The sequence below is a fragment of the Streptomyces sp. PTL18 genome (genome assembly GCF_059510295.1).
In genome coordinates, this window is sequence record NZ_JCAJZO010000018.1 from 28,681 (window position 1) to 54,739 (window position 26,059).

At 71.3% G+C, this 26,059-nt stretch carries 23 protein-coding genes; 10 read left to right on the forward strand and 13 right to left on the reverse strand.

Annotated elements, in window-relative coordinates; all coding sequences use genetic code 11:
* Positions 1 to 51 precede the first annotated feature (51 nt).
* The gene (locus tag AC5WS8_RS27755) at positions 52 to 1,578 is read left to right on the forward strand and encodes an NCS1 family nucleobase:cation symporter-1 (RefSeq protein ID WP_496106223.1); all 1,527 of its coding nucleotides are present in this window, start codon (positions 52 to 54) and stop codon (positions 1,576 to 1,578) included.
* A gap of 24 nt (positions 1,579 to 1,602) precedes the next feature.
* Here AC5WS8_RS27755 and AC5WS8_RS27760 read toward each other — a convergent pair whose 3' ends face one another.
* Both AC5WS8_RS27760 and AC5WS8_RS27765 read right to left on the reverse strand, forming a co-directional pair.
* Positions 1,603 to 2,292: a hypothetical protein gene (locus tag AC5WS8_RS27760; protein WP_496106224.1), complete on the reverse strand. Its 690-nt coding sequence runs from the start codon at positions 2,290 to 2,292 to the stop codon at positions 1,603 to 1,605.
* Between the two features lie 290 nt (positions 2,293 to 2,582).
* Entirely contained in the window at positions 2,583 to 2,849 is a 267-nt protein-coding gene (locus tag AC5WS8_RS27765) for a DUF6480 family protein (protein ID WP_496106329.1), read from the reverse strand.
* A 322-nt stretch (positions 2,850 to 3,171) separates the two neighbouring features.
* Between AC5WS8_RS27765 and AC5WS8_RS27770 the strand changes: the two genes are divergently transcribed.
* Complete coding sequence (locus AC5WS8_RS27770; protein WP_496106225.1) at positions 3,172 to 4,146, forward strand: L-threonylcarbamoyladenylate synthase; 975 nt, start codon at positions 3,172 to 3,174, stop codon at positions 4,144 to 4,146.
* A gap of 180 nt (positions 4,147 to 4,326) precedes the next feature.
* Here the strand turns inward: AC5WS8_RS27770 and AC5WS8_RS27775 are convergent, their stop codons facing one another.
* Positions 4,327 to 4,968, reverse strand: a complete 642-nt coding sequence (locus AC5WS8_RS27775) for a carbonic anhydrase (RefSeq protein ID WP_496106226.1) — start codon at positions 4,966 to 4,968, stop codon at positions 4,327 to 4,329.
* 242 nt (positions 4,969 to 5,210) lie between these two features.
* Here AC5WS8_RS27775 and AC5WS8_RS27780 point away from each other — a divergent pair, with 242 nt between their 5' ends.
* The 7 genes from AC5WS8_RS27780 to AC5WS8_RS27810 all read left to right on the forward strand — a co-directional run bounded on the left by AC5WS8_RS27780 (position 5,211) and on the right by AC5WS8_RS27810 (position 14,068).
* On the forward strand, positions 5,211 to 7,037 hold the full coding sequence (locus tag AC5WS8_RS27780; RefSeq protein WP_496106227.1) for a gamma-glutamyltransferase family protein: 1,827 nt from the start codon (positions 5,211 to 5,213) through the stop codon (positions 7,035 to 7,037).
* Positions 7,038 to 7,135: 98 nt separating this feature from the next.
* Positions 7,136 to 7,981 (forward strand): inositol monophosphatase family protein, encoded by an 846-nt coding sequence (locus AC5WS8_RS27785; RefSeq protein WP_496106228.1) that lies wholly within the window; start codon positions 7,136 to 7,138, stop codon positions 7,979 to 7,981.
* Between the two features lie 90 nt (positions 7,982 to 8,071).
* Complete coding sequence (locus tag AC5WS8_RS27790; RefSeq protein WP_496106229.1) at positions 8,072 to 9,481, forward strand: phytoene desaturase family protein; 1,410 nt, start codon at positions 8,072 to 8,074, stop codon at positions 9,479 to 9,481.
* Positions 9,478 to 9,987 carry an O-acetyl-ADP-ribose deacetylase gene (locus AC5WS8_RS27795; RefSeq protein WP_496106230.1) on the forward strand — a complete coding sequence of 170 codons (510 nt, stop codon included), beginning with the start codon at positions 9,478 to 9,480 and terminating at the stop codon, positions 9,985 to 9,987. The genes AC5WS8_RS27790 and AC5WS8_RS27795 overlap by 4 nt, the downstream gene beginning before the upstream one ends.
* A 151-nt stretch (positions 9,988 to 10,138) precedes the next feature.
* The gene (locus AC5WS8_RS27800) at positions 10,139 to 11,605 is read left to right on the forward strand and encodes an AlkA N-terminal domain-containing protein (RefSeq protein WP_496106330.1); all 1,467 of its coding nucleotides are present in this window, start codon (positions 10,139 to 10,141) and stop codon (positions 11,603 to 11,605) included.
* Positions 11,606 to 11,614: 9 nt separating this feature from the next.
* Positions 11,615 to 12,097 carry a methylated-DNA--[protein]-cysteine S-methyltransferase gene (locus tag AC5WS8_RS27805; protein WP_496106231.1) on the forward strand — a complete coding sequence of 161 codons (483 nt, stop codon included), beginning with the start codon at positions 11,615 to 11,617 and terminating at the stop codon, positions 12,095 to 12,097.
* 486 nt (positions 12,098 to 12,583) lie between these two features.
* Positions 12,584 to 14,068: a hypothetical protein gene (locus AC5WS8_RS27810; protein WP_496106232.1), complete on the forward strand. Its 1,485-nt coding sequence runs from the start codon at positions 12,584 to 12,586 to the stop codon at positions 14,066 to 14,068.
* A gap of 284 nt (positions 14,069 to 14,352) precedes the next feature.
* Here AC5WS8_RS27810 and AC5WS8_RS27815 read toward each other — a convergent pair whose 3' ends face one another.
* From AC5WS8_RS27815 to AC5WS8_RS27825, 3 genes are all read right to left on the reverse strand, one after another.
* On the reverse strand, positions 14,353 to 14,844 hold the full coding sequence (locus tag AC5WS8_RS27815) for an NUDIX domain-containing protein (protein ID WP_496106233.1): 492 nt from the start codon (positions 14,842 to 14,844) through the stop codon (positions 14,353 to 14,355).
* Between the two features lie 212 nt (positions 14,845 to 15,056).
* Entirely contained in the window at positions 15,057 to 15,200 is a 144-nt protein-coding gene (locus tag AC5WS8_RS27820; RefSeq protein WP_496106234.1) for a hypothetical protein, read from the reverse strand.
* Positions 15,201 to 15,286: 86 nt separating this feature from the next.
* Complete coding sequence (locus AC5WS8_RS27825) at positions 15,287 to 16,357, reverse strand: ADP-ribosylglycohydrolase family protein (protein ID WP_496106235.1); 1,071 nt, start codon at positions 16,355 to 16,357, stop codon at positions 15,287 to 15,289.
* Positions 16,358 to 16,553: 196 nt separating this feature from the next.
* On the opposite strand from AC5WS8_RS27825, the gene AC5WS8_RS27830 reads away from it, so the two are divergent.
* Positions 16,554 to 17,672, forward strand: a complete 1,119-nt coding sequence (locus AC5WS8_RS27830) for a glycerate kinase (RefSeq protein ID WP_496106331.1) — start codon at positions 16,554 to 16,556, stop codon at positions 17,670 to 17,672.
* A gap of 319 nt (positions 17,673 to 17,991) precedes the next feature.
* On the opposite strand, the gene pssA is transcribed toward AC5WS8_RS27830, so the two are convergent.
* The 7 genes from pssA to ccrA form a co-directional block, all read right to left on the reverse strand.
* The gene (gene pssA / locus AC5WS8_RS27835; RefSeq protein WP_496106332.1) at positions 17,992 to 18,813 is read right to left on the reverse strand and encodes a CDP-diacylglycerol--serine O-phosphatidyltransferase; all 822 of its coding nucleotides are present in this window, start codon (positions 18,811 to 18,813) and stop codon (positions 17,992 to 17,994) included.
* A 22-nt stretch (positions 18,814 to 18,835) separates the two neighbouring features.
* Entirely contained in the window at positions 18,836 to 19,483 is a 648-nt protein-coding gene (locus AC5WS8_RS27840) for a phosphatidylserine decarboxylase (protein ID WP_496106236.1), read from the reverse strand.
* Positions 19,484 to 19,653: 170 nt separating this feature from the next.
* Positions 19,654 to 20,859, reverse strand: coding sequence for an acyl-CoA dehydrogenase family protein (locus AC5WS8_RS27845; protein ID WP_496106237.1), 1,206 nt, complete (start codon positions 20,857 to 20,859; stop codon positions 19,654 to 19,656).
* A gap of 2 nt (positions 20,860 to 20,861) precedes the next feature.
* On the reverse strand, positions 20,862 to 21,374 hold the full coding sequence (locus AC5WS8_RS27850; protein ID WP_496106333.1) for a MaoC family dehydratase: 513 nt from the start codon (positions 21,372 to 21,374) through the stop codon (positions 20,862 to 20,864).
* A gap of 5 nt (positions 21,375 to 21,379) precedes the next feature.
* Entirely contained in the window at positions 21,380 to 22,354 is a 975-nt protein-coding gene (locus AC5WS8_RS27855; protein WP_200418025.1) for an HpcH/HpaI aldolase/citrate lyase family protein, read from the reverse strand.
* Positions 22,351 to 24,399 (reverse strand): protein meaA, encoded by a 2,049-nt coding sequence (locus tag AC5WS8_RS27860; RefSeq protein WP_496106238.1) that lies wholly within the window; start codon positions 24,397 to 24,399, stop codon positions 22,351 to 22,353. The genes AC5WS8_RS27855 and AC5WS8_RS27860 overlap by 4 nt, the downstream gene beginning before the upstream one ends.
* Positions 24,400 to 24,417: 18 nt before the next feature.
* Positions 24,418 to 25,755, reverse strand: coding sequence for a crotonyl-CoA carboxylase/reductase (gene ccrA, locus AC5WS8_RS27865; RefSeq protein WP_496106239.1), 1,338 nt, complete (start codon positions 25,753 to 25,755; stop codon positions 24,418 to 24,420).
* Positions 25,756 to 26,059: the final 304 nt, after the last annotated feature.

Consider the following 26,059-nt stretch of genomic DNA (forward strand, 5'->3'; position numbering starts at 1 on the left):
CGCCGCCACCCGCACGGCCTTTCCCGTCCCACCTCCTGATTGGCCTGCCCCATGACCGACACCGCTCCCACGGCCATACCGCCGTCCGCCCAAGTCACCCTCCCCGACGGGCGCGTGGAGATCGCCCCGGGCTCCCCGCCGCCGAGCGGTGCGTACGCCAACGAGGACCTGCTGCCGGTCCCCGTCGCCAAGCGCACCTGGACCACGTACAACTTCTCCGCGCTGTGGGTCGGCATGGCCCACAACACGGCGTCCTGGACCCTGGCCTCCGGTCTGATCGCGGTCGGCATGGACTGGAAGCAGGCGGTGTTCACCATCGCCCTGGCCAATGTGATCGTGCTGGTCCCGATGCTGCTCACCGGGCACGCGGGACCCAAGTACGGCATCCCCTTCCCGGTCTTCGCGCGGGCCTCCTTCGGCGTGCGCGGCGCCAATCTCCCCGCGGTCGTACGGGCGTTGGTGGCGTGCGGCTGGTTCGGCATCCAGACCTGGATCGGCGGGGAGGCGATCTACTTCCTCGCCGGGAAGCTCATCGGCGACAGCTGGGCGAACGCGTCCAAGGCCGGCGGCTACGCCTGGACCATGTGGCTGTCGTTCGCGATCTTCTGGGTGCTCCAGGTCGCCATCATCCACCGGGGCATGGAGACCATCCGGCGGTTCGAGAACTGGGCGGCGCCCTTCGTGATCGTCGGCGCCCTGGTGATGCTGTGGTGGATGAGCAGCAAGGCCGGCGGCTTCGGCCCCCTGTTCGACCAGCCCTCCAGGCTGGGCTGGGGAGCGGACTTCTGGAAGCTGTTCGCGCCCTCCCTCATGGGCATGATCGGTTTCTGGTCCACGCTGTCGCTGAACATCCCGGACTTCACCCGGTACGGGAAGAGCCAGAAGGCCCAGACGTGGGGCCAGGCGCTCGGCCTGCCGACCACGATGACCCTGTTCGCGTTCCTGTCGGTGCTCGTCACCTCCGGTTCGCAGGCCGTGTACGGCAAGCCGGTCTGGGACCCGGTGCAACTGGCCGCGAAGACGGACAACGTGGTCGGGCTGCTGTACGCCCTGGTGACCGTACTGGTGGCGACCCTGTCGGTGAACATCGCGGCCAACCTGGTCTCCCCGGCGTTCGACTTCTCCAACGTCGCGCCGCGGAAGGTGAGTTTCCGCACCGGCGCCCTGATCACCTCGGTCCTCGCGGTGCTGATCTTCCCGTGGAAGCTGTACTCCGACCCGCAGGGCTACATCTTCACCTGGCTCGGCCTGGTCGGCGGTCTGCTTGGCACGGTGGCCGGAATCCTCATCGCCGACTACTGGATCCTGCGCCGCACCCGGCTCGACCTCGCGGACCTGTACCGCTCCGGTGGCCGCTACTGGTACCGGGGCGGCTGGAACTGGCGGGCCGTGCTGGCCTTCGCCGTCGGCGGGGTGCTGGCGATCGGCGGCGCGGACTTCCATCCGCTGATCGACGGCCGCCCCGTCCCGGCACTGAAGCCCCTCGCCGACTACGGCTGGGCGGTCGGCCTCGGCACGTCGATGGTGCTGTACCTGCTGCTGATGCTCGCGCGAGGCCGGGACGACGCCACGGTCTGACCGTCGGACGGGCCACGGGGGCGGTCAGCTCTTCTGCTGACCGCCCCCCAGCGCGGCCACCGCCTCCCTGGCGGCCTTGATGGCGCCCTTGTTGATCTCGTCCGTATCGGGCGCCTTCTTGGTCTCGAAGTCACTGCCGTTGTAGTCGACGGACACCAGAGCGTTGGACGCGCGTACCAGCACCAGGCCCTCGCGGGTCTGCTGCTTGTCCTCGGTGGTGAGGTTCACGACCGAGTAGGCGGTGTCGCCGAGACCGGGAACCGCGCCGCCGCCGCTCTTGTCCGTGGTCCGCTCGCTGTACGACTTCTGCGCCTGCGCCGACGAGTCCATGATCTCGAAGGTGACGTCGAGCCAGCGGTAGTCGTAGCCCTTGAGCGCGTTCCAGGAGCACGTGCGGCGCACCGAACGGTCCGTGGAGGGGATCTCCTTGCCGGCCGGCTTGGCACCCGGGACCAGAGACGTGACCGTCTTCCCGCTCAGGGCCGTGCACGGTGCGGGCGCGGAGGCGTACGTCTTCGCCGCGGCCGACGGCCCGGCATCGGAGGTGCTCCCCGAGTCCTGGGGACTCTGGGCGTTTCGGCTGCCCTGCGACGACCTGTGCTCGGTGGCCGAGGAGGCGCCCGGACCGGAGGTCAGCGCCCAGCCCGCACAGGCGAGCACGAGGACCGGGCTCAGCCGCGCGGTGAGGGCGAGCGGCAGGGGAAGATCACGCACGGCGCACTTCTCGTGGGGGACGGACGGCGAGGTCCACACTGCGGACGGGACGACAGTTTCACATGACTGCCCATGAGGCGGAAGGGCCAACTCGCTCTGTACCCAAGCGATGACGCAAGCCGACCACCCATGGGGCGTGTGTCCCGTTATGTGCGTGCGCCGCCGTTGTTGCCGGGGCGAGCCCGTGCGGGCGCCTGAGCCTTTCTGCTTCCGCCGCGTGTGCGCCGCGCGGCGGGCGTCACCGTTCCCGGCCCCAACGACCGCCCGGCCGTCCGGGAGCGCTCACCGCATCACACCATCAGCGATATCGCGTACGCCAGGAAGAACCCGGCCACCAGTACCACCAGCGCGATGATGACGATCAGTGGGCCCTTCGCCCAGCCCCGCGTCCGGTCGTAGTCGTCCCGGTGCGTGACCTCCGACGTGCTGCTCTCGCCGGGTGGCGTCTCGCCCGGGGGCACTCCGCCCGGCTCCACCCCGGGGGTCTGCGACGGCTCGGGGCCGGAGGCTCCGTACCGGCGGTTCCGCGTCCCCCCTGCTCCGCTGTCCCGGTTCATCTGGTTCATGGCCGCCGAGTACCCGTACGACCGGGCGTCACGCGGACCCCGGGGGCGTACGGGCGGCGGCGGGCGCTCAGTGGGCCGTGGGAGGCGGCGGCAGCGGGCGGCAGGCGCCCATTCGCGCGTCGCGGCTGGCCCGAGGACCGTGTCACAAGGTGGTCACCGGACCGGCGCCGGCAGCCGTCGTGCTGATCGCCCGTCCTGGTGAACCGGCGCAGCACGAGCCCCAGCCGGAGCCGGCGGTGTTCTGCGGCGCGGCCTCCATGGCGACGATGCCGAGGAATGTGGGGGAGGGGAGCGGTGAGAGGATGCGAGGGTGATGGCAAGAACCAGTGACATCGAGAAGGCGGCCGGTGTGCTGCGCGCCGGAGGGCTGGTGGCCTTCCCGACCGAAACCGTCTACGGTCTGGGCGCCGACGCCGAGGACCCCGCCGCTGTCGCGCGCATCTTCCACGTCAAGGGGCGCCCGCCCTCCCACCCGCTGATCGTCCACATCGGCGGCGCGGGGCTGCTGGGCGACTGGGTCGAGGACGTGCCCGCCACGGCGCGCCTGCTGGCAGAACACTTCTGGCCGGGGCCCCTCACCCTGGTCCTGCGGCGCGGCCGCCGGGTACCCCTCGAAGCAACCGGCGGCCTGCAGACGGTGGCCGTGCGCGTGCCCGACCACCCCGTCGCGCTGGCGCTGCTGTCGGCCTTCGGCGGCGGTGTCACGGCCCCGTCCGCCAACCGCTTCGGCCAGGTCAGCCCCACGACGGCGGACCACGTCCGTGCGGAACTCGGTGACGGCGTCGATTTCGTACTGGACGGCGGCCCCTGCGAGGTCGGCGTCGAGTCGACCATCGTCGACGCCACGGGAGAGATCCCGGCCATCCTGAGGCCCGGCGGGGTGACGCGTGAGGACCTCGAAGCGGTGCTGGGGTGCCCGCTCGCGGTCCACTCGGCCGGCCGCGTCCGGGTGCCGGGCCAGCATCCGTCCCACTATGCGCCGCGTGCGCGGGTCGTCCTCGTCGAGCCCGAGAAGGTCGTCGCCGAAGCGGAGCTCGCGCAGGAGGTGGGGCACCGGGTGGGCGTTCTGCTTCCCCCCTCCCTCGCCGACGCTCCGGTGAAGGCGCACACCGTGCTGACGGTCCCCGGGTCGATGGCCGCCTACGCGCGCGGGCTGTACGGATTCCTGCGCGAGCTCGACCAGCGAGGGTGCGACCTCATCATCGCCTCCCTGCCGGGGGAGGAGGGGCTGGGACTGGCCATCGCCAACCGGCTCCGCCGCGCCGCGGGGCCCCGGCCCGCCGTGTGACCGGCGCCGATGTCGTTCCCAGGGTGCAAGGCGGTGCCCGCCCTGAAGGACATCCTGGAGAACCGTCCTGACCAGGCCCGCCGGGGAGCGGTCGTCCTGACCAGGCCCGCCGGGGATCGGCGGCCGCCCGCCCTCACCGCCGGCTGACGGCCGTTCCCCGTCCCGGCCCGCGAGCCTTCGTCAGGACGCGGTGCCGGCCGGGACGTCGAGGCCGCGGGCTGCGACGAGCTGTGCGCTGCCGTCAGCCAGGCGGTAGCACAGACCCACCACGGCCGCCTGGCCGGCGGCGACCTTTTCGGCAAGCACCCGGGAGCGGTCCAGCAGCAGGTCGACGGTGTGCCTTATGTGCTCGGCGAGGACCTCCTCCGGCTCGACCCGTCCGGCGGCCCGCGCCGCCAGAACACTGGGGGTCACCCGCTCGACGACGTCCCGGACGTAGCCGGCCGGTGCCATGCCGTCCTCCAGCGCGGCGCACGCCGCGCCGACCGCACCGCACGAGTCGTGACCGAGCACCACCACCAGCGGGGAGCCCAGCACGTCCACGCCGTACTCGATGCTGCCCAGCACTTCCGCGCCCAGGACGTGGCCGGCGGTGCGCACCACGAACAGGTCGCCCAGGCCGCGGTCGAAGATGATCTCGGCGGCCAGCCGGGAGTCCGAGCACCCGAACAGCACGGCGAAGGGCTGCTGGCCCGGTGCGATCTCGGCACGGCGGGTGGCGTCCTGGTTCGGGTGTTCGGGGGTGCCGGCGACGAAGCGCTGGTTACCGGACAGCAGCAGCTCGAAGGCGTCGCGGGGTGCAGGGGTCTTGAGCTCGGTCATGGCCGCAGCTTAGTCCCGACCTCAGCCGTCGCACCGCCTGGCCCCGCCGGAGCGCCCAGGGACCGGCTCCGGCGGCTGCCGAAAGAGGAACAGGGCGGGTGCGGCGATTCTCGTTTCCCCTGTGAAGGGCACAGGGAAACCTCTTCCTCAGCCGCGCGGAGACGGCCGCCGGTACCCCAGGACCGGTCCGGAGTGCCCTCAAGCCGGGCCGATGCACATAAAAAGGCGAGGCGAGAGGCCCTGTGTTCACGACCCGCCCCACCCTCCAGGGCACCTTCGGCATGGTGTCCTCCACCCACTGGCTGGCCTCCCAGTCCGCCATGGCCGTACTGGAGGGCGGCGGCAACGCGTTCGACGCGGCCGTGGCGGGCGCGTTCGTGCTGCACGTCGTGGAACCCCACCTCAACGGTCCCGCCGGCGAGGTCCCGATCCTGCTGGCCCCGGCGGGCGGCGACGTGCGGGTGCTGTGCGGGCAGGGTGTCGCGCCCGCGGGAGCCGGCATCCCCCACTACCGGGGGCTCGGTCTCGATCTCGTCCCCGGCACCGGACCCCTCGCCGCGGCCGTCCCGGGAGCCTTCGACGCCTGGATGCTCCTGCTGCGCGACCACGGCACCTGGTCCCTCGAGGACGTCCTGACGTACGCCATCGGCTACGCCGAGCACGGGCACCCGCCCGTGGAGCATGTCGGCTGGACCGTCGAGACCGTGCGCGAGCTGTTCGCGACCGAGTGGACCTCCTCGGCCGAGGTGTACCTCCCCGGCGGCAGGCCGCCGCGCCCCGGCGAACCGCTGCGCAACCCCGCGCTGGCCGCCACCTGGAAGCGTCTGCTCGCCGAGGTCGCCGGGGCCGGGGACCGGGAGGCGCAGATCGAGGCGGCCCGGCGGGTGTGGCGGTCCGGGTTCATCGCCGAGGCCCTGGTCCGGCAGGCTGGGCGGCCCACCCTGGACACCAGCGGCGAACGCCACCGCGGCACCCTGACGGCAGACGACCTGGCCTCCTGGTCGGCCGGCTACGAGACCCCGGCGACCTACGACTGGAACGGCTGGACGGTGTGCAAGGCGGGTCCCTGGAGCCAGGGTCCCGTCCTCCTCCAGCAGCTCGCCCTGCTCCCGCCCGAGCTGCCCCGGTACGGTTCTGCGGACTACGTCCACCTGCTGGTCGAGGGCTGCAAGCTCGCCATGGCCGACCGAGAGGCCTGGTACGGAGACGCGGCCGGGGTCCCGCTCGACGAACTGCTGTCGGACGCCTACAACGCCGAGCGGCGCGCCCTGATCGGCGACAAGGCGTCGTACGAGCTGCGTCCCGGCGCCCCCGGTGGCCGCGTCCCGCGCCTGAGTGCGTACGCGCACGTGGTGGCCACCGGCGATCCGGGCTTCAACCCCATGGGCGTCGGCGAACCGACCATGGCCAAGGGGCCGGCGTCGCCCGTGCCCGGCGAACCGGACGTCGCCGCCGGCGGCGCCACCCGCGGCGACACCTGCCACCTCGACGTCGTCGACCGCTGGGGCAACATGATCGCGGCCACGCCCAGCGGCGGCTGGCTCCAGTCCAACCCGGTGGTTCCCGAACTGGGCTTCCCGCTCGGGACCCGGCTCCAGATGACCTGGCTCGACGAAGGCCTGCCGAACTCCCTGACGCCCGGGCGCCGCCCCCGTACCACCCTCACCCCCTCCATCGCGTTGCGCGACGGGGTTCCGGTGCTGGCGTTCGGCACGCCCGGCGGTGACCAGCAGGACCAGTGGCAACTCCACTTCTTCCTGGCGGCCGCCCTGCTCCCGCAGGTCCGCGGCGGCCTCGACCTGCAGGGCGCCATCGACGCCCCGAACTGGCACAACGACAGCTTCCCCGGCTCGTTCCACCCGCGCGGCATGCGCCCCGGCAGTGTCACCGTCGAGTCCCGTACGGCCCCGGAGGTCGTCGCGGAACTGCGCCGGCGCGGTCATGACGTCACCGTCGGCGAGGCCTGGTCGGAGGGGCGGCTGTGCGCGGTCGCCCGCGACCCGGCGACGGGCGTGCTGTCGGCCGCGGCCAATCCGCGGGGCATGCAGGGCTACGCGGTGGGCCGCTGAACCCGCCCGCCGGGGAGAAGCGCCGAATTCATGCCGATTCCACCCGGAGTACACCGAGCCGGCGGGGGCTGTCAGTGACGCGTGCTCTCATGGAGGGCATGATCGACGACTACGAAACCATCGACGGGTTTCTCGCGCACGGCACGGCAGACGTCGAGGAGGCCGTGCGCAAGGCGGCCGCCACCGAGATCATGCCGCGCTTCCGGCGGCTCGCCGCGCACGAGATCGACGAGAAGAGCGGACCGCACGACCTGGTCACGGACGCCGACCGCAACGCCGAGGCCCACCTCACCGAGGTGCTTTCGAACCTGCTGCCCGGCTCGGTCGTGGTCGGCGAGGAGGCGGTGCACGCCGACCCGGTGACGTACGAGGCCGTCCGGGGCGAGGCCCCCGTCTGGATCGTCGACCCGGTCGACGGCACCCGTCAGTTCGTCCACGGCGACCCCGGGTTCTGCACACTGGTCGCGCTCGCCCAGGGCGGTGTCGTGCGCGCCTCGTGGACCTACGCCCCGGCTCTGGACCAGATGGCCACGGCGATACGGGGCAAGGGCGCGTTCCTCGACGGCGAGCGCCTGCGAGCGGGCTCTCCCGGGGCCGGCCGCGATCTGGAGGTGGCCACCTCACACCCGGACTACACGACGGACGAGCAGAAGCGCGCGCTGCTCGGTCTGTGGACGGACGGCGTCCGGCCGCGCTCCTGCGGTTCGGCGGGCCTGGAGTACCTCCACATCGCCCAGGGCGTCCTGGACGGCACGGCCTTCAGCTGGGAGGCGGCCTGGGATCACGCGGCCGGCCTGCTGCTGGTCGAGGAGGCGGGTGGCGCTCACCTCACCCTGACGGGCGAGCCGTTCCGGATCACCGGTGGCAACGCGCTGCCGTTCACCGCGGCCCGGGACGAGGCCACGGCGCGCCGGGTGGTGCAACTGCTGTCGGGCGCCGTCTGAGATTTCCGCGCGCCCTGGGCGTGTCGGACCCCCGGCATATCCTGATTGCCTGTGGCCGTCGGCTGACGAAGGAGTCCGAAGGTGCCGTCGATGCTCGATGCGGTCGTGGTGGGGGCGGGGCCCAACGGGCTGACGGCTGCCGTGGAGCTGGCCCGCCGCGGGTTCTCCGTGGCCGTTTTCGAAGCGCGCGACACCGTCGGCGGCGGCGCCCGCACCGAGGAGCTGACGCTGCCCGGTTTCCGGCACGACCCGTGCTCGGCGGCGCATCCCCTCGGTATCAACTCGCCCGCGTTCCGGGCGATGCCCCTGGAGCGGTACGGCCTCCGGTGGCTGCACGCAGAGCTGCCGATGGCGCACCCCTTCGCCGACGGCACCGCCGCCGTGCTGTCCCGGTCCGTGGCCGAGACGGCCGCCTCGTTCGGTCCGCGCGACGCGGGGACGTACCGCCGCCTGGTCGCGCCGTTCCTCAGCCGTTGGGACACCCTGGCCCGGGACTTCATGTCGCTGCCCCTGACCGCGCTGCCCCGCGACCCGGTCACCCTCGCCCGCTTCGGCCTCGTCGGCCTGCCCCCGTCCACCTGGCTGATGCGCCGCTTCCACGACGAGCGCGCCAAGGCACTGTTCGCCGGGCTCGTCGCCCATGTGATCTCCCCGCTCGGCGGCTTCGCCACCGGCGCGATCGGCCTGGTCTTCGCGCTCGCGGCGCACGCCCGCGGCTGGCCGGTGGCCCGCGGCGGCTCCCAGTCCATCTCCGACGCCCTCGCCGCGTACCTGAAGGACCTGGGCGGCACCGTCCACACCGACTACGAGGTCAAGCGCCTGGACGACCTGCCCCCGGCGCGCGCGTACGTCTTCGACACCTCGCCCACCGCCCTGGCCCGTATCGCCGGTCTCGGACGCCACTACGACGGCTACCGCTACGGCGCCGGCGTCTTCAAGATCGACTACGCGCTGGACGGCCCGGTCCCGTGGACCGCGCAGGAGCCGCGCGTAGCCGGCACCGTGCAGATCGGCGCCGACAGCGCGGAGATCGGCACCGCGCTGCGCGCCGCGTCCCGCGAGGGCCGCGCACCCGACCGGCCGTTCCTCATCACCGTGCAGCCCGGCACCGCCGACCCCACCCGAGCCCCGGCGGGCAAGCAGGTCTTCTGGGTGTACGGCCATGTGCCGAACGGCTGGCGCGGAGACCTCACCGACGCCATGGAACGCCAACTGGAGCGCTTCGCCCCGGGGTTCCGCGACCGCGTCCTCGCCCGCGCCACCGCGGGCCCGCCCGAGCTGGCCGCCCGCAACGCCAACTACGTCGGCGGCGACATCGCCACCGGCGCCGCGTCCGGCCTCCAGCTCCTGCTGCGCCCCAAGGTGTCCCTGTTCCCGTACAGCACCCCGCACCCGGCCGTCTTCATTTGCTCCTCGGCCACCCCACCGGGCCCGGGCGTGCACGGCATGTCGGGGCACAACGCGGCGAAGGCGGTCTGGCGGAGGCTGAGGCAGCGATGACCACCATCACGCTGGTCCAGGGCGACATCACCCGTCAGAGCGCCGACGCGATCGTCAACGCGGCCAACTCCTCGCTGCTCGGCGGAGGAGGAGTGGACGGCGCGATCCACCGGCGCGGCGGTCCGGCGATCCTCGAGGAGTGCCGCGCGCTGCGCGCCTCCCGGTACGGCAAGGGCCTCCGCACGGGCCGCGCGGTCGCCACCACGGCCGGCGAACTGGACGCACGCTGGGTGATCCACACGGTCGGCCCCCGCTACAGCCCCGAGGAGGACCGGTCCGAGCTGCTGGCTTCCTGCTACCGGGAGTCGCTGCGCGTCGCCGACGAACTCGGCGCCCGGACGGTGGCGTTCCCGGCCGTGTCCGCCGGCATCTACGGGTGGCCGGTCGACGACGCCGCACGCATCGCGGTGGCGACGGTCAGTGCCACTCGGACAGCCGTCGCGGAGGTCAGGTTCGTGCTCTTCGACGAGCGGGCGTACGAGGCGTTCGCCGCGCAGTTCGCCTGAGCGATCGCTCATGCCGCCGCGCCCGCCCCCCGGCAAGGCAGCCCCCGCTGAACACGGTGATCGAAGGAGGGGCAGGTCGCCCGAACCACATGTCGGATTTCCGCCAGCCCGGCACGCTCCCGTGCCCGATGCTTGAGGCATGCGGAACGCGATGCACGCCGACTGGGAACGCTGTGTGCGCGCCGTCCGGTCCAAGGACGCGCGCTTCGACGGCTGGTTCTACACAGCGGTCCTGACCACGCGGATCTACTGCCGCCCCAGCTGCCCGGCGGTGCCGCCCAAGCCGGAGAACATGACGTTCTACCCGAGCGCCGCCGCCTGTCAGCAGGCCGGGTTCCGGGCCTGCAAGCGGTGCCGCCCGGACACCAGCCCCGGCTCCCCCGAGTGGAACCAGCGCGCCGACCTCGTCGCCCGCGCCATGCGGCTGATCGCCGACGGCGTCGTGGACCGCGAGGGCGTGCCCGGCCTCGCCGCCCGCCTCGGCTACAGCACCCGCCAGGTCGAGCGCCAGCTCCTCGCCGAACTGGGCGCCGGGCCCCTCGCGCTCGCCCGGGCGCAGCGTGCCCAGACCGCCCGGCTGCTCATCGAGACGACCGGGCTGCCGATGGCGGACGTCGCGTTCGCGGCCGGGTTCTCCTCGATCCGCACCTTCAACGAGACCGTCCGCGAGGTCTTCGCGCTCGCCCCGAGCGAGCTGCGCGCCCGCCGGCCCCGGCAGACGGTGACCGCACCGGGCGTCCTCAGCCTCAGGCTGCCGTTCCGTGCCCCCCTCAACCCCGACAACCTCTTCGGCCACCTCGCCGCCACCGCCGTACCCGGCGTGGAGGAGTGGCGCGACGGGGCCCACCGACGCACCCTCCGCCTGCCGTACGGCCACGGCATCGTGGCACTGGCCCCGCGGCCCGACCACATCGCGTGCCGTCTCAGCCTCACCGACCCGCGCGACCTGGCCGTCGCCATCAGCCGCTGCCGCCGCATGCTCGACCTGGACGCCGACCCGGTCGCCGTCGACGACCAGTTGCGCACGGACCCCGTGCTGGCAGCCCTCGTCGACAAGGCCCCCGGCCGCCGGGTGCCACGCACCGTCGACGAGGCCGAGTTCGCCGTACGGGCGGTCCTCGGCCAGCAGGTCTCCACGGCCGCCGCCCGCACCCATGCGTCCCGCCTGGTCGCCGCACACGGCGAGGCCGTCGAGGACCCCGAAGGCGGCCTCACCCACCTCTTCCCGGCACCGGAGGCCCTCGCCGCCCTCGACCCGGAGTCGCTGGCGATGCCCCGCGCCCGCCGGACGACCTTCACCACCCTCGTCCGTCGACTCGCCGACGGATCCATCCATCTCGGCGTCGAGAGCGACTGGCAGGAAACCCGTGCCCGACTGCTCGCCCTGCCCGGCTTCGGCCCCTGGACGGTCGACGTGATCGCGATGCGCGCCCTCGGCGACCCCGACGCATTCCTGCCCACCGACCTCGGCATCCGACGCGCCGCCCGGGAACTGGGCCTGCCCTCCACCCCGGCCGCGCTCACCGCCCGCGCGGCGGCCTGGCGGCCGTGGCGGGCGTACGCGGTCCAGTACCTGTGGGCGACCGACAGCCATCCCATCAACTTCCTTCCGGTGTGAGGACACACGATGAAACAGCACACGACCGTCGACAGCCCCTACGGCCCGCTCACCCTGGTCGCCGACGACGGCGTCCTGTGCGGCCTCTACATGACCGACCAGCGCCACCGCCCCCCGGAGGAGACCTTCGGGCAGCCGGACGACGCGCCGTTCGGCGAGGCCGTCGAGCAGCTCGAGGCCTACTTCGCGGGCGACTTGAAGGAGTTCACCCTCGAACTGCGCCTGAACGGCACCCCGTTCCAGCGCAGCGTCTGGGACCAGCTGCGCCGCATCCCCTACGGCCAGACGCGCTCGTACGGCCAACTGGCCGACGCTCTCGGCAATCCCGCCGCCTGCCGCGCCGTGGGCCTGGCCAACGGCAGGAACCCCATCGGCATCATCGTCCCCTGTCACCGCGTCATCGGCTCGGGCGGCGGCCTGACGGGCTACGGCGGCGGACTGGACCGCAAGCGGCGACTGCTGGAGTTCGAAAGGGGATCGGCGTTGTTCTAGAGGAGCGGTGAGCGGAAGCCTTCACCGGACACGGTCGGCGTGCTGCACCGCACCACCGAAGACGGACCCGGCCGCGCCTACCTCGCCGGAATGACCGGCGCGCTGGACGAGCGTGCCGAGAACGCGTGGCAGGGGCGCCGGAGACGAGCCCCGGTGTACGACTCGAAGCCGCAGCCACTGGATGGAAGCCGCGCGTCGGCGGGCGGAACCGTCACTGACCGTGAGCGGCTTTCTGCCTACGGCGACTTGGACGGCACGGTCGCACCGGGCGGGACACGCGTACGCGGAAGCAGTGGCCGCGCATCACGGGGACACGGGTTCTGCCTCAGCTGTGATGGCCTCATCCCACCGTCGACCCCGAGCCGCGACACCGACAACGCGTGACGCACCGTGTCCTTCCCGCGCCCCGCGTATGATCTACCGTCTTCACACACTTGGCATGCTCCGGGCGAGACATGCCTCGGCTCACTTCCTGGAAGGGTGCGCGTGGCGTCCATACGAAGATTCAGGCCGCTGGCCGTGGTCGCGGCCGCGGCCGCCCTGTTCGCCGGGCTGACGGGACAGCCGGCGACGGCGGCGGACACCCCCACGGTGACGCAGCTGACGCTGAGCGGCGACCAGTTCAAGATGACGGACACCAGTTACGGCGCCGCCACGGACAACCTCTACAACAACTACCTGACGGACCACGCCGGCCTGACGGACGTCATCACGACGGACTACACCAAGAACTCGTCGGGCGCCACGGACTCCTGGCTGAACCTGCGCTCGATGCGTGCCTGTTCGGGCAACGAGACCAAGGCGCTGCCGCCCGCGACCACCAAGGTGGCCTGGTGCTGGTCGTCGACGCACGGCGACGACACCACCCAGCACTGGTACCCGCAGGGCCTGAGCACCACCGGCACGGCCGACGGCGGCGACGGCGCGATCCAGGGCGACCGCGTCGCCGCGGTCTCCTGGCACTACGAGACGCTGTCCGGGGAGACCTCCAGCGGCTGCAAGACCAACAATCTGCTGAAGCTCACCTTCATCGACCGCGACACCGGCAAGTACCGCCACGTCCTGCTCGCCGAGCCGACCAGCACCTCGTCGAGCGCGTCGAACTTCAAGTTCGTCACGGGCCACGGCGGTGGCATCGTCTGGTACTCCAACTACATCTACGTCACGGACACCGCGCACGGCATCCGGGTGTTCGACATCAACAAGCTCGCCAAGGTCGACGACTACGGCTCCGGCGTCGAGACCTACGGCATCAACGGCGGCCGCTCCAGCGCGTGCGGCTACCCGTACGTGCTGCCCGAGGTGCACTACTACCAGCAGTCGGGCACGCCCACCGCGTGCGACTCGGACGCGAACGCCGGCACCCTCGACCCCGACCACCTCTGCTACTCCTGGCTCTCCCTCGACAAGACCGGCGGCAGCCCGTACAAGCTGGTCACCGGCGAGTGGTACGGCGGGGTCGACGGCGGTCGCGTGGTGCGCTACCAGCTCAACCCCGCGAGCTCCTCGACGTATCCCGGGCTCCTCAACATGTCCAGCGGCAAGACCGTCATCCAGGACGCCTACGCCGCCTCCCGCTACCGGGGGCTGCAGGGCGGCATGACCTGGACCGACGACCAGGGCGTGCTGAACTTCGCCTTCCACAAGGGTTGCGGCACCCAGCCCGGCGTGTACTCCCACACGTGGATCGGCGACACCAGAGCCGCGACGACCTGCGCGGCCGGCGGCGACTGGGCGGCCGGGCCGCCGCAGGCCCTGAGCTACTGGCCGAAGCTCGGCACCGCCCAGGTCGACGAACTGTGGGGGCTGACCGAGGGCATCTGCTTCAGCCCGAGCGACCCGCGGTACAGCGAGCACACGCCGACGAGCACGCTGGACGCCTGCTACGGCTACAACGGCTCGACGACCTCGTCCCTGCGCACGGTCTTCGCCGTCGGCTTCACCGACCCGGCGGTCCAGAACCTGCACTGACCCGGCACACGTCGGGCGGCGCCCGTGCCCGGAGCCACGCGGCTCCGGGAACGGGCGACCAGCCACCGCGAGCAGGCGGCGGCGCGGTGTGGTGCGACGACGCCATCGACATGCCGGTGGACGTGCTCTTCGCCGGACGGCCGTCCGGGAACCGGTTGGAAGAGTTCTGGATGACGCGACCTCGCGGCCGGAGAGGTCGTTCTCGACCGCAGGACCGCAGGACCGCAGGACCGCAGGACCGCAGGACCGCAGGACCGCATGCTCCGTGACGATGTGACGCGGCGTCAGCCGACCCGGTGGCCGTTCTCCAGCTCCGCCGTACCCGCGCCGTCCTCCAGCACGTCGAGGGCGGCGAGCACGCGGCGGCCGAGGGCGCCCGGCAGGTAGTCGGTGAGCTCCTCGCGCGGCACCAGCCGCCAGGACAGCAACTCCTCCTCCTGCAACCTGATCGCCTTGAGGTCCTCCTCACCGAGGACCCCGCCGTCGTACAGGTAGGCGACCAGGGGCGGTCGTCCCGTCCCGTGCACCCAGTCGACCGCGAGCAGCCGGCCCAGCTCGCGGTCGAGACCGATCTCCTCCAGCGTCTCGCGCCGCGCGCCCTGACGCGGGGTCTCGCCGTCGTCCGACTCGATCGTGCCGCCCGGGAGCGCCCAGCCCTCACGGTAGTCGGGCTCGACGAGCAGCACCCGGCCGTCGGCATCGCGGAAGAGGGCGGCCGCGCCGGACAGGACGCGGGGGAGCGACGCGATGTACGCGGCGAAGTCTGGAGTGGTCATTCAGGAAGCGTAACCAGTGCCCGTCAGGAGGCGGCGGACGTCAGGTACACACCCCAGTCGGGCATCTTCCGAAGGGTCCAGCGGCCTTGCACGACCCGGGAGGAGAAGTTCGACTCGGCGTCGTCCTTCTCCGCCTCGCCCTCCCTCCGCGCGTGTCCGGTCTCGGGCAGTCGCTTCCGGCAGGAAGGACAGCGCGGAGTCGAAGCCGCCGCCTACGACGGTGGCACGACCAGCCGGTCGCCGGTGCGGTGCTCGACCGAGGGGGGAGTCGCGGCGCCGGCCGACACACCGGGCGGGGCGCCGTCGCCGACACCGGAGTCCCCGGTCCAGCCGTGGAACTGCTCGGGCAATGCCAACCGGGATCAGCTCCGACGGTGGGTTCGGCGAAGCGCTCCTGGGCGCGGTCGGCGCGGCGCCGCAGGTCCCGTGTCTGCCGGCCGGATCAGGTGCCCTCGGCCTCCACCAGCCGCACCGTCCGTTCCGCCAGCTCGGTGATGCGGACGCCGTCGAAGCCGAAGACCGCGCTGCGGACCGTGTCCCGAAGCGGGTCCTTCCACGGTGCGGGGATCGCCTCCGCTCCGGTGAGGACGCCCGCGACCGAGCCTGCGGTCGCACCGTTGGAGTCGGTGTCCAGGCCGCCGCGGACGGTCAGGGTGATCGTGCGGGTGAAGTCGCCGTCGCCGTACAGCAGCCCGGCCGTGAGGACCGCGGCGTTCGGCACGGTGTGGATCCAGCCGAGTCCCGCGGTCTCCCCCAGCACCGCGTCCAGCGTCTCCTCCCAGCTCAGCCCGGTCTCGTGGAGCGAGATCACCCGGCGTACGGTGCGGGCGAGACGGCAGCTCGCGGGGATCACCGTCAGTGCCGTGTCGAGGGCGTCACGGACCGCGGCCGCGGTGAACGCCGCCGAGATCAGCGCGGCCGCCCACATCGCCCCGTACACCCCGTTCCCGGTGTGGGACAGGACCGCGTCCCGGCGGGCCAGCAACGCGGCGCGGCGCGGGACTCCCGGGCAGGTCCAGCCGTAGACGTCGGCGCGGATCAGGGCGCCGATCCACTCCTGGTAGGGGTTGCCGTAGGTGGCCGTCAGCGGGGGTCTGAGGCCTTGGACGAGATTGCGGTACGCGGCCCGCTCGGCCGTGTACGTCTGCAGATACGGCAGCCTGAGCAGCCACAGGTCGCCGACCTGCTCGGTGGTGAAGCCGAAGCCGTGTGTCTCCAGCAGGTGCAGGCCCAGGACGGCGTAGTCGACGTCGTCGTCGCGGCAGCTGCCGTGGATCCGGCCGCGTACGCACTGACGCCACTCGGGGCGCAGGTCGAGGGCGTCGCTGTCGGTGGCGGGCTCGGGCAGGTAGTCGGTGAGCGGCAGTGCCGAGGCCTGCCGCAGATAGCGGTCGATGCGCTCCCGCGTCCACACATCGCCCCGCTCGACCGGCTTGCCGAGCATGTTGCCGGCGATCCGGCCCAGCCAGCCGCCGAAGACGCGGTCCGCGAGATCGGTGCCCACAGGGGTCATGGCTGAAGGTCTACCCGATTCCGGGGGCTCTCGTGCGGATTCCGGGGGCCGGACGGAGCATGACGGGGCAGGTGCGCTGCGGTTAGGGTCACAGCGGCGCGGCTGCCCCGGCGTGCTCGACGCGTCCGGGGCTCGGAGAGCGAGGGGATGGCAGGTGGCGGACGCTGCGGGGCACGACCCGCGAACGGCACAGCGGGTGCTCATCGCCGCGGACAAGTTCAAGGGGTCGCTGACGGCCGTCCAGGTCGCCGAGCGGGTGACCGCGGGGCTGCGCAGGGTCGTTCCGGACCTCGAGGTGGAGGCGCTGCCCGTGGCCGACGGCGGCGACGGGACGGTGGACGCGGCGGTCGCGGCCGGGTTCGAACGGCGTGCGGTGCGGGTCGCGGGGCCGCTCGGGCACGAGGTGACGGCGGCGTTCGCGCTGCGCGGCGACACGGCGGTCGTGGAGATGGCGGAGGCGAGCGGGCTGCAACGGCTGCCGGCCGGGGTCTTCGCGCCGCTGACGGCGTCCACCTACGGGGCCGGTGAGCTGCTGCGGGCCGCACTGGACGCGGGAGCGCGGACGATCGTGTTCGGGGTCGGCGGGAGCGCGACGACGGACGGGGGCGCGGGGATGCTGACCGCGCTCGGGGCGCGGTTCCTGGACGCGGAGGGGGAGCCCGTGACGCCGGGCGGCGGGGGCCTGACGGAGCTGGCCCGGGCGGATCTGTCGGGTCTGGATCCGCGACTGGCCTCGGTCGACCTGATCCTCGCGAGCGATGTGGACAACCCGCTGACCGGCCCGAAGGGGGCTCCGGCGGTCTACGGCCCGCAGAAGGGGGCCTCGCCGGACGACGTGGAGACGCTGGACGCGGCGCTCGCGCACTACGCGAGGGTGCTGGAGGAGTCGATCGGTCCCCGCGCCGCACAGTACGCGCTCGAGCCGGGCGCCGGGGCCGCCGGCGGCATCGGGTACGGGGCCCTGTTGCTCGGCGCGCGCTTCCGGCCCGGGATCGAGGTCGTGCTCGATGTGCTGGGCTTCGCGCCCGCGCTGGAACGGGCGACGCTCGTCATCACCGGCGAGGGGTCCCTGGACGAGCAGACGCTGCACGGCAAGGCGCCGGCCGGGGTCGCCGCGGCGGCGCGTGCGGCCGGCAAGGAGGTCGTCGCCGTGTGCGGTCGGCTGGTGCTGCCGCCGGAGGCGCTGGAAAGGGCGGGCATCGGGCGGGCCTACCCCCTGACGGAGGTGGAGCCGGACCTGGCGCGGTGCGTCGCGGAGGCCGGGCTCCTCCTGGAGCAGGTGGCGGAACGGATCGCGCGGGACTCCCTGGGCTGAGGCACACGGTCCCTCGCCCGCCGCCCCGCCCGTCCCCTCCTGGCAGGGGTTCCGGCAGGGGCTCCGCCCCGGCCCCGATTCCGGGGGCCCGGCCCCAGACCTCCGCTCCTCGAACTCCCCCTCTTCGAAGAGCTCGGGGAGTTCGAGGACGAGGCCGTTCGGGCGGGAGCGGGGTCTGGGGGCGGCAGCCCCCGGGGACGGGAAGGGCAGGGGCCGGCGGGGTGGGACACCTGCAGGCCCGGCCCGGGCACCGAAAGGGGAAGGGCCCCGAACCCGACCTCGGGTTCGGGGCCCTTCCCCGGCTTGCGTATTGCGACCGCTACGGCAGCTGTGCCGCCCGCGCCTCGCGGCGGTTGCCGCGGAAGTTGTTCACCCGGCGTGCCGTCGCGAACAGCGGGATCACCGCGCCCATGACCAGCTGCAGCGCACAGCCCGTCTGCAGGAGCAGCTGGCCGCTTGGGGCGTCGAAGGCCCACGCCGCGAGGAGTCCCATCGACAGGACGATCCAGGACAGCATCGCCACCGCCAGCCGGCCCCGGGGCTTCGGGTACTCCACCCGGCTCACCATCAGCCACGCCGTCCCCAGGATGGCCAGCAGCGTGGCGAAGAACGGCAGCTCGAGCAGCACGATCGAGACCACCGTCAGCGCGCCGAACGGCGACGGCATCCCCTGGAACATGCCGTCCTTCATCGTCACGCACGAGAAGCGGGCCAGTCTCAGCACCACCGCCAGCAGCACCACGATCGCTCCGACCGCCGCCACCCTCTGGTGCGCGTCGTCCGCCACCATGCCGTAGACCAGCACGAAGTACGCCGGCGCCAGACCGAAGCTGATCAGGTCCGAGAGGTTGTCCAGCTCGGCGCCCATCGGCGACGACCGCAGCTTCCTCGCCACCAGGCCGTCGAAGAGGTCGAAGACCGCCGCGCAGAGCATGAGGATGACGGCCGTGGCGGCGCTGTGGCGCGCCATGCCGGCCGACTCGTCGTTCCCCGTCAGGTGCGGGATGAGGATCCCGGTGGTGGTGAAGTACACCGCCATGAACCCGCACGTGGCGTTGCCCAGGGTGAGCGTGTCCGCTATCGAGAGGCGGAGCGAGAGGGGCATCTCCTCCTCGTCGTCCACCGCGTCGGCCTCCGGCACCCAGCCGGACTGGGTGTCGGGATCAATCACGGTCAAGGCGCGTCACCCCAGCCACGGTCTTCTGACCGACCTCCACCGCGACCTCCACACCCTCGGGCAGGTACAGGTCGACGCGCGAGCCGAAGCGGATCAGACCGATACGGTCGCCCTGCTCCACCTTCGTGCCCCGCGGGACGTAGGGAACGATGCGGCGGGCCACCGCGCCGGCGATCTGGATCATCTCGATGTCGCCGAGCTCGGTGTCGAAGTGCCAGACGACGCGCTCGTTGTTCTCGCTCTCCTTGTTGAAAGCGGGAACGAAACCGCCCGGGATGTGCTCGACCGACGTGACCGTGCCGGCCAGCGGCGCACGGTTGACGTGGACGTTCAGCGGGCTCATGAAGATCGCGACGCGGGTGCGGCCGTCCTTCCACGGCATGATGCTCTGCACCACACCGTCGGCGGGCGAGATGACCCGGCCCTGGGTGATCTCGCGCTCGGGGTCGCGGAAGAACCACAGCATGCCCGCCGCGAGCGCGGTGGCGGGCACGGCCACGGCCTTGGCGGCGCCGGAGCGGCGCGCGCGGGCCAGGCTGAGTGCTGCGGTGGCAACGGTCGGGAGAAGCCACGGCGATGCTCCGCGCGCGAGGCGGACCCGGCCGCGTGGTGCAGAGGTTTGGCTGTGGGGCATGGATGACCTTCGTAGCGGATGATGCCGCGCTTCAACGGGGGACGGCGGCTTTCCGGCGATCGTACCGGGCGCGGGCCACAACTGGGCAAGCCAGAAGCCCGAGTCGACGGCCGAAGAGTGTTGACGGGGTGTGATCTTCTTCGCGAAGAAAACACCCCGTACCGGGACATCTAGCCCTGGAGTCGATACTCTTCGAGCAATCGGCGCCCGATGATCATTTTCTGGATTTCGGCGGTACCTTCACCGATCAGCAGCATCGGGGCCTCACGGTAGAGGCGCTCGATCTCGTACTCCTTGGAGAAGCCGTAGCCGCCGTGGATCCGGAAGGCATCCTCCACGACCTCCTTGCAGTACTCGGAGGCGAGGTACTTCGCCATCCCTGCCTCGAGGTCGTTTCGTTCGCCGGAGTCCTTTTTGCGTGCCGCGTTCACCATCATGGCATGCGCCGCCTCGACCTTGGTGGCCATTTCCGCCAGTTTGAACTGGATGGCCTGGTGCTGGGCGATCGGCTTGCCGAAGGTGTGCCGCTGCTGGGCGTACGACACGCCGAGTTCGAAGGCGCGCTGAGCGACACCGCAGCCACGCGCCGCGACGTTCACCCGGCCGACCTCGACGCCGTCCATCATCTGGTAGAAGCCCCGGCCGGTGACCCCGCCGAGCACCCGATCGGCGGGAACGCGCAGGCCGTCCATGATGAGCTCGGTGGTGTCGACCCCCTTGTAGCCCATCTTGTCGATCTTCCCGGGGATGGTGAGACCGGGACGGACCTCGCCGAAACCGGGCTCCTTCTCGACCAGGAAGGTCGTCATGGACCTGTGCGGCGCCGTGCCCTCGGGGTGGCCTTCGTCACTCTTGACGAGGACGGCGACCAGCGAGGACGTGCCGCCGTTCGTCAGCCACATCTTCTGACCGGTCAGGACGTACTCGTCGCCGTCCTTGACCGCCTTCGACGTGATCGCCGACACATCGGAACCGAGGCCCGGCTCCGACATCGAGAAGGCGCCGCGGATCTCACCGAGGGCCATCTTCGGCAGGAAGTGGTCCTTCTGCTCCTGTGTGCCGTGCTGCTTGAGCATGTACGCCACGATGAAGTGGGTGTTGATGATGCCGGACACCGACATCCAGCCCCGGGCGATCTCCTCCACGCACAGCGCGTAGGTCAGGAGCGACTCGCCCAGACCTCCGTACTCCTCGGGGATCATCAGACCGAACAGGCCCAGCTCCTTCAGGCCGTCGACGATCTGCTGCGGGTACTCGTCGCGGTGCTCCAGATCGGTCGCGACCGGGATGATCTCTTTGTCCACAAAGTCCCGGACGGTGGAGATGATCTCCTGCTGGACGTCCGTCAGACCGGCGGTCTGGGCGAGTCGTGCCATGGCTACTTCTCCTGCGACTTGAGCTCCGGGCGGCCCGGCTGCTCGCCGCCGCGCTCCTTGATGTACGTCTCGGTCGGCACCATCACCTTGCGGCGGAACACGCACACCAGCGTGCCGTCCTGCTTGTAGCCCCTGGTCTCGACGTGGACGATGCCGCGGTCGTTCTTCGACTTCGACGGCCACTTGTCGAGCACGGTCGTCTCGCCGTAGAGGGTGTCGCCGTGGAAGGTCGGCGCCACGTGCTTGAGCGACTCGATCTCCAGGTTGGCGATCGCCTTGCCGGAGATGTCCGGGACGGACATGCCGAGCAGCAGCGAGTAGATGTAGTTGCCCACGACGACGTTCCTGCCGAAGTCCGTCGTCTTCTCCGCATAGTTCGTGTCCATGTGGAGCGGGTGGTGGTTCATGGTGAGGAGACAGAACAGGTGGTCGTCGTACTCGGTGACCGTCTTGCCCGGCCAATGCTTGTACGTCGCCCCGACCTCGAACTCCTCGTAGGTCCGTCCGAACTGCATGCCGCTCACGCCTCCGGGATCTCGAACTTGCTGGTGCGCTGCATGCCGGCGGCGCGCCCCTTGCCCGCGACGACCAGCGCCATCTTGCGGCTGGCCTCGTCGATCATCTCGTCGCCGAGCATCGCGGAGCCCTTCTTGCCGCCCGCCTCCGACGTGTAGTACTCGTACGCGTCCAGGATCAGCTCGGCGTGGTCGTAGTCCTCCTGGGACGGCGAGAAGACCTCGTTGGCGGCGTCCACCTGACCCGGGTGGAGCACCCACTTGCCGTCGAAGCCGAGCGCGGCGGCGCGGCCGGCGACCTCGCGGAACCCGTCGACGTTGCGGATCTGCAGGTAGGGGCCGTCGATCGCCTGGAGGTTGTTGGCGCGGGCGGCCATCAGGATCTTCATCAGGATGTAGTGGTAGGCGTCCGCCGGGTAGCCGGGCGGCTGCTCGCCCACGACCAGCGACTTCATGTTGATCGACGCCATGAAGTCGGCCGGGCCGAAGATGATCGTCTCGATGCGCGGGGACGCCTGCGCGATCGCGTTGACGTTGTTGAGGCCCTGGGCGTTCTCGATCTGCGCCTCGATGCCGATCCGGCCGACCTCGAAGCCCATCGTCTTCTCGATCTGGGTGAGCAGCAGGTCCAGGGCGACGACCTGCTCGGCGTTCTGCACCTTGGGCAGCATGATGCAGTCGAGGTTGGGGCCCGCGCCCTCGACCACCGTCACGACGTCCCGGTACGTCCACTCCGTCGTCCAGTCGTTGACCCGGACCACCCTGGTCTTGCCCGTCCAGTCGCCCTCGTTGAGGAACTTGACGATGGTGTGCCGCGCCTCCGGCTTGGCGAGCGGCGCGCACGCGTCCTCCAGGTCCAGGAAGACCTGGTCGGCGGGGAGGCCCTGCGCCTTCTCCAGGAAGCGGGGGTTCGAGCCCGGTACGGCCAGGCAGGAGCGCCGCGGACGAAGGCGGTTGACCTGCGGGGCGGGCGTGGTCATGCGGGGACCTCCAAGGGGTCGAGCTTGTTCGCTGTCCGGATCTCGTCGACGATACGGCCGATGATCCCGGTGATGTCGAAGTCCTTCGGGGTGAAGACCGCGGCCACTCCAGCGGCCCTGAGCTGCTCGGCGTCGCCGTTCGGGATGATCCCGCCGGCGATCACCGGGATGTCGGCCGCGCCGGCCTCGCGCAGCCGCTCCAGCACGTCCGGCACCAATTGGGCGTGCGAGCCGGAGAGGATGGACAGGCCCACCGCGTGGACGTCCTCGGCGAGAGCCGCGTCCACGATCTGTTCCGGGGTGAGCCGGATGCCCTGGTAGACCACCTCGAACCCGGCGTCACGGGCCCGGACGGCGATCTGCTCGGCGCCGTTGGAGTGCCCGTCCAGGCCCGGCTTGCCGACCAGGAAGCGCAGCTTGCCGACGCCCAGGTCGCGGGCGGTGGCGTCCACCCTGCGACGCACCTCGGCCAGCTTGGTGCCGTCCTCGGCGGCCACCGCGACGGGCGCGGACGACACGCCGGTGGGAGCGCGGAACTCGCCGAACACCTCGCGCAGGGCCCCGGCCCACTCGCCCGTGGTGACCCCGGCGCGGGCGCACTCCAGGGTGGCCTCCATGAGGTTCTCGGTGCCCTTCGCGGCCTCCTTCAACCGCTCCAGTGCCTTGCAGGGGCGCGGGTGGTTGAACGGCGGCTGGTAGCGGGTGTCGCGCCAGCGCTGGAGCGACTCGATGACGCGGGCCTCCACCGCCGGGTCGACCGACTGGATCGCGGTGTCCAGGTCGGCCGTCAGGGGGTTCGGCTCGGTGCCCTCGAATATGTTGACGCCGACGATCTTCTCCTGACCCGATTCGATACGGGCCCGGCGTGCCGCGTGCGAGGCGACGAGCTGTGACTTGAGGTAGCCGGACTCGACGGCCGCCATCGCGCCGCCCATCTCCTGGATGTGGTCGATCTCGGCGAACGCCGCCTCGACCAGTTCGTCCACCTTCGCCTCGACCACCTTCGATCCCTCGAAGATGTCGGCGTACTCCAGCAGGTCGCTCTCGTAGGCGAGCACCTGCTGGATGCGCAGCGACCACTGCTGGTCCCAGGGGCGGGGCAGACCGAGGGCCTCGTTCCAGGCCGGAAGCTGCACGGCACGCGCGCGTGCGTCCTTGGAGAGGGTGACGGCCAGCATCTCCAGCACGATCCGCTGGACGTTGTTCTCGGGCTGCGCCTCGGTCAGTCCGAGCGAGTTGACCTGGACGCCGTAACGGAAGCGCCGGTGCTTGGGGTCCTGGATGCCGTACCGCTCCCGTGTGACGCGGTCCCAGATGCGTCCGAAGGCCCGCATCTTGCACATCTCCTCGATGAAGCGGACGCCCGCGTTCACGAAGAAGGAGATACGGCCGACGACATCGCCCATGCGCTCCTGCGGCACCTGGCCGGAGTCGCGGACGGCGTCGAGGACGGCGATCGCGGTGGACATCGCGTACGCGATCTCCTGGACCGGCGTGGCGCCCGCCTCCTGCAGGTGGTAGCTGCAGATGTTGATCGGGTTCCACTTCGGGATGTGGGAGACCGTGTACGCGATCATGTCCGTCGTCAGGCGGAGGGACGGTCCCGGCGGGAAGACGTGCGTCCCGCGGGACAGGTACTCCTTGACGATGTCGTTCTGGGTCGTGCCCTGGAGCTTGGTGATGTCCGCGCCCTGCTCCTCGGCGACGACCTGGTAGAGCGCCAGCAGCCACATGGCCGTGGCGTTGATGGTCATCGAGGTGTTCATCTGCTCCAGGGGGATGTCCTGGAACAGCCGGCGCATGTCACCGAGGTGCGAGACGGGGACCCCGACCCGACCGACCTCGCCGCGGGCGAGGATGTGGTCGGGGTCGTAGCCGGTCTGCGTCGGCAGGTCGAACGCCACCGACAGACCCGTCTGCCCCTTGGCGAGGTTGCGCCGGTACAGCTCGTTGGACGCCTCGGCCGTGGAGTGACCGGCGTAGGTCCGCATGAGCCACGGCCGGTCCTTCTCCCGCCTTCCTTCGGCGGGCTGACGCTCAGTCATCTATGGCCTCCGCTCGCCTCAGACGTTCCGGAAGCGGTTGATGGCGTCGATGTGCTTCGCGCGCATCTCCTGGTCGCGCACGCCCAGGCCCTCCTCGGGCGCCAGGCACAGCACGCCGACCTTGCCCTGGTGCGCGTTGCGGTGGACGTCGTGGGCGGCCTGGCCGGTCTCCTCCAGCGGGTAGACCTTGGACAGCGTCGGGTGGATCTTGCCCTTGGCGATGAGCCGGTTGGCCTCGTACGCCTCGCGGTAGTTCGCGAAGTGCGAGCCGACGATCCGCTTCAGCGACATCCACAGGTAGCGGTTGTCGTACTGGTGCATGTAGCCGGAGGTGGAGGCACAGGTGACGATCGTGCCGCCCTTGCGCGTGACGTACACCGAAGCGCCGAAGGTCTCGCGGCCGGGGTGCTCGAAGACGATGTCGACGTCCTCGCCGCCGGTGAGCTCACGGATGCGCTTTCCGAAGCGCTTCCACTCCCTGGGGTCCTGGGTGTTCTCGTCCTTCCAGAACCGGTAGTCCTCGGCGTTGCGGTCGATGATCAGCTCCGCGCCCATCTTCCGGCAGATCTCCGCCTTCTGCGGCGAGGAGACCACGCAGACCGGGGTGGCGCCGCCCGCGAGCGCGAACTGCGTGGCGTAGGAGCCGAGACCGCCGCTCGCGCCCCAGATCAGGACGTTGTCGCCCTGCTTCATCTGGGCGCCGTTGCGGGAGACGAGCTGCCGGTAGGCGGTGGAGTTCACCAGGCCGGGGGCCGCGGCCTCCTCCCAGCTCAGGTGGTCCGGCTTGGGCATGAGCTGGTTGGACTTCACCAGGGCGATCTCCGCGAGACCGCCGAAGTTGGTCTCGAAGCCCCAGATGCGCTGCTCGGGGTCGAGCATGGTGTCGTCGTGGCCGTCGGGCGACTCCAGCTCCACGCTCAGGCAGTGCGCGACGACCTCGTCGCCGGGCTTCCAGGCGTTGACGCCGGGACCGGTGCGCAGCACGACGCCGGCGAGGTCCGAGCCGATGATGTGGTACGGCAGGTCGTGCCGCTTGGTCAGCGGGGACAGCTTGCCGTAGCGCTCCAGGAAGCCGAACGTCGACAGCGGCTCGAAGATCGAGGTCCACACCGAGTTGTAGTTGACCGAGGAGGCCATGACGGCCACCAGGGCCTCGCCCGGGCCGAGCTCGGGCAGGGGGACCTCGTCCACGTGCAGTGACTTGCGGGGGTCCTTCTCGCGGGTCGGCATGCCCGCGAACATCTCCGTCTCGTCCTTGTGCACGGTGACCGCGCGGTACGACTCGGGGAGAGGGAGGGCGGCGAAGTCGGCGGACGTTGCGGTCCCCGACTGAATGGCGTCCAGGATGTCCTTCACGGTGTGCCTCCGGCGAATGGCGTCTTGAGGGGAGACGCTGAGGGTTACGTCGGTGCTGCTGCTGGTGGGAAGGGGTGCCGTCGGTTCGGCGAAGGTGGTGCCGGCAGCGCTTTGTGGCGCGGAAATTGCCTGTGACGCAGGCGTCCGGGCGCGCTCGCCGAAGGGCTTGCGGGGACAGCCGACGTACGAAAGGTCTCTGCACGCCGGCCGCCCGGACACCTTCACCGTATGGCACGGTGTGTCACGCCGCAAGGCACTGGGTGCCAGAAGCTCGCCTCAGATGAAATCTTTACGTAACAAATGA

Excerpts from the sequence above, each read along its gene's own strand:
- AC5WS8_RS27755 (WP_496106223.1), top strand. The coding sequence starts at position 52 with ATGACCGACACCGCTCCCACGGCCATACCGCCGTCCGCCCAAGTCACC.
- AC5WS8_RS27765 (WP_496106329.1), bottom strand. The coding sequence starts at position 2,849 with ATGAACCGGGACAGCGGAGCAGGGGGGACGCGGAACCGCCGGTACGGA.
- AC5WS8_RS27770 (WP_496106225.1), top strand. The coding sequence starts at position 3,172 with ATGGCAAGAACCAGTGACATCGAGAAGGCGGCCGGTGTGCTGCGCGCC.
- AC5WS8_RS27775 (WP_496106226.1), bottom strand. The coding sequence starts at position 4,968 with ATGACCGAGCTCAAGACCCCTGCACCCCGCGACGCCTTCGAGCTGCTG.
- AC5WS8_RS27785 (WP_496106228.1), top strand. The coding sequence starts at position 7,136 with ATGATCGACGACTACGAAACCATCGACGGGTTTCTCGCGCACGGCACG.
- AC5WS8_RS27790 (WP_496106229.1), top strand. The coding sequence starts at position 8,072 with ATGCTCGATGCGGTCGTGGTGGGGGCGGGGCCCAACGGGCTGACGGCT.
- AC5WS8_RS27795 (WP_496106230.1), top strand. The coding sequence starts at position 9,478 with ATGACCACCATCACGCTGGTCCAGGGCGACATCACCCGTCAGAGCGCC.
- AC5WS8_RS27800 (WP_496106330.1), top strand. The coding sequence starts at position 10,139 with ATGCACGCCGACTGGGAACGCTGTGTGCGCGCCGTCCGGTCCAAGGAC.
- AC5WS8_RS27805 (WP_496106231.1), top strand. The coding sequence starts at position 11,615 with ATGAAACAGCACACGACCGTCGACAGCCCCTACGGCCCGCTCACCCTG.
- AC5WS8_RS27815 (WP_496106233.1), bottom strand. The coding sequence starts at position 14,844 with ATGACCACTCCAGACTTCGCCGCGTACATCGCGTCGCTCCCCCGCGTC.
- AC5WS8_RS27825 (WP_496106235.1), bottom strand. The coding sequence starts at position 16,357 with ATGACCCCTGTGGGCACCGATCTCGCGGACCGCGTCTTCGGCGGCTGG.
- AC5WS8_RS27840 (WP_496106236.1), bottom strand. The coding sequence starts at position 19,483 with ATGCCCCACAGCCAAACCTCTGCACCACGCGGCCGGGTCCGCCTCGCG.
- AC5WS8_RS27845 (WP_496106237.1), bottom strand. The coding sequence starts at position 20,859 with ATGGCACGACTCGCCCAGACCGCCGGTCTGACGGACGTCCAGCAGGAG.
- AC5WS8_RS27850 (WP_496106333.1), bottom strand. The coding sequence starts at position 21,374 with ATGCAGTTCGGACGGACCTACGAGGAGTTCGAGGTCGGGGCGACGTAC.
- AC5WS8_RS27855 (WP_200418025.1), bottom strand. The coding sequence starts at position 22,354 with ATGACCACGCCCGCCCCGCAGGTCAACCGCCTTCGTCCGCGGCGCTCC.
- AC5WS8_RS27860 (WP_496106238.1), bottom strand. The coding sequence starts at position 24,399 with ATGACTGAGCGTCAGCCCGCCGAAGGAAGGCGGGAGAAGGACCGGCCG.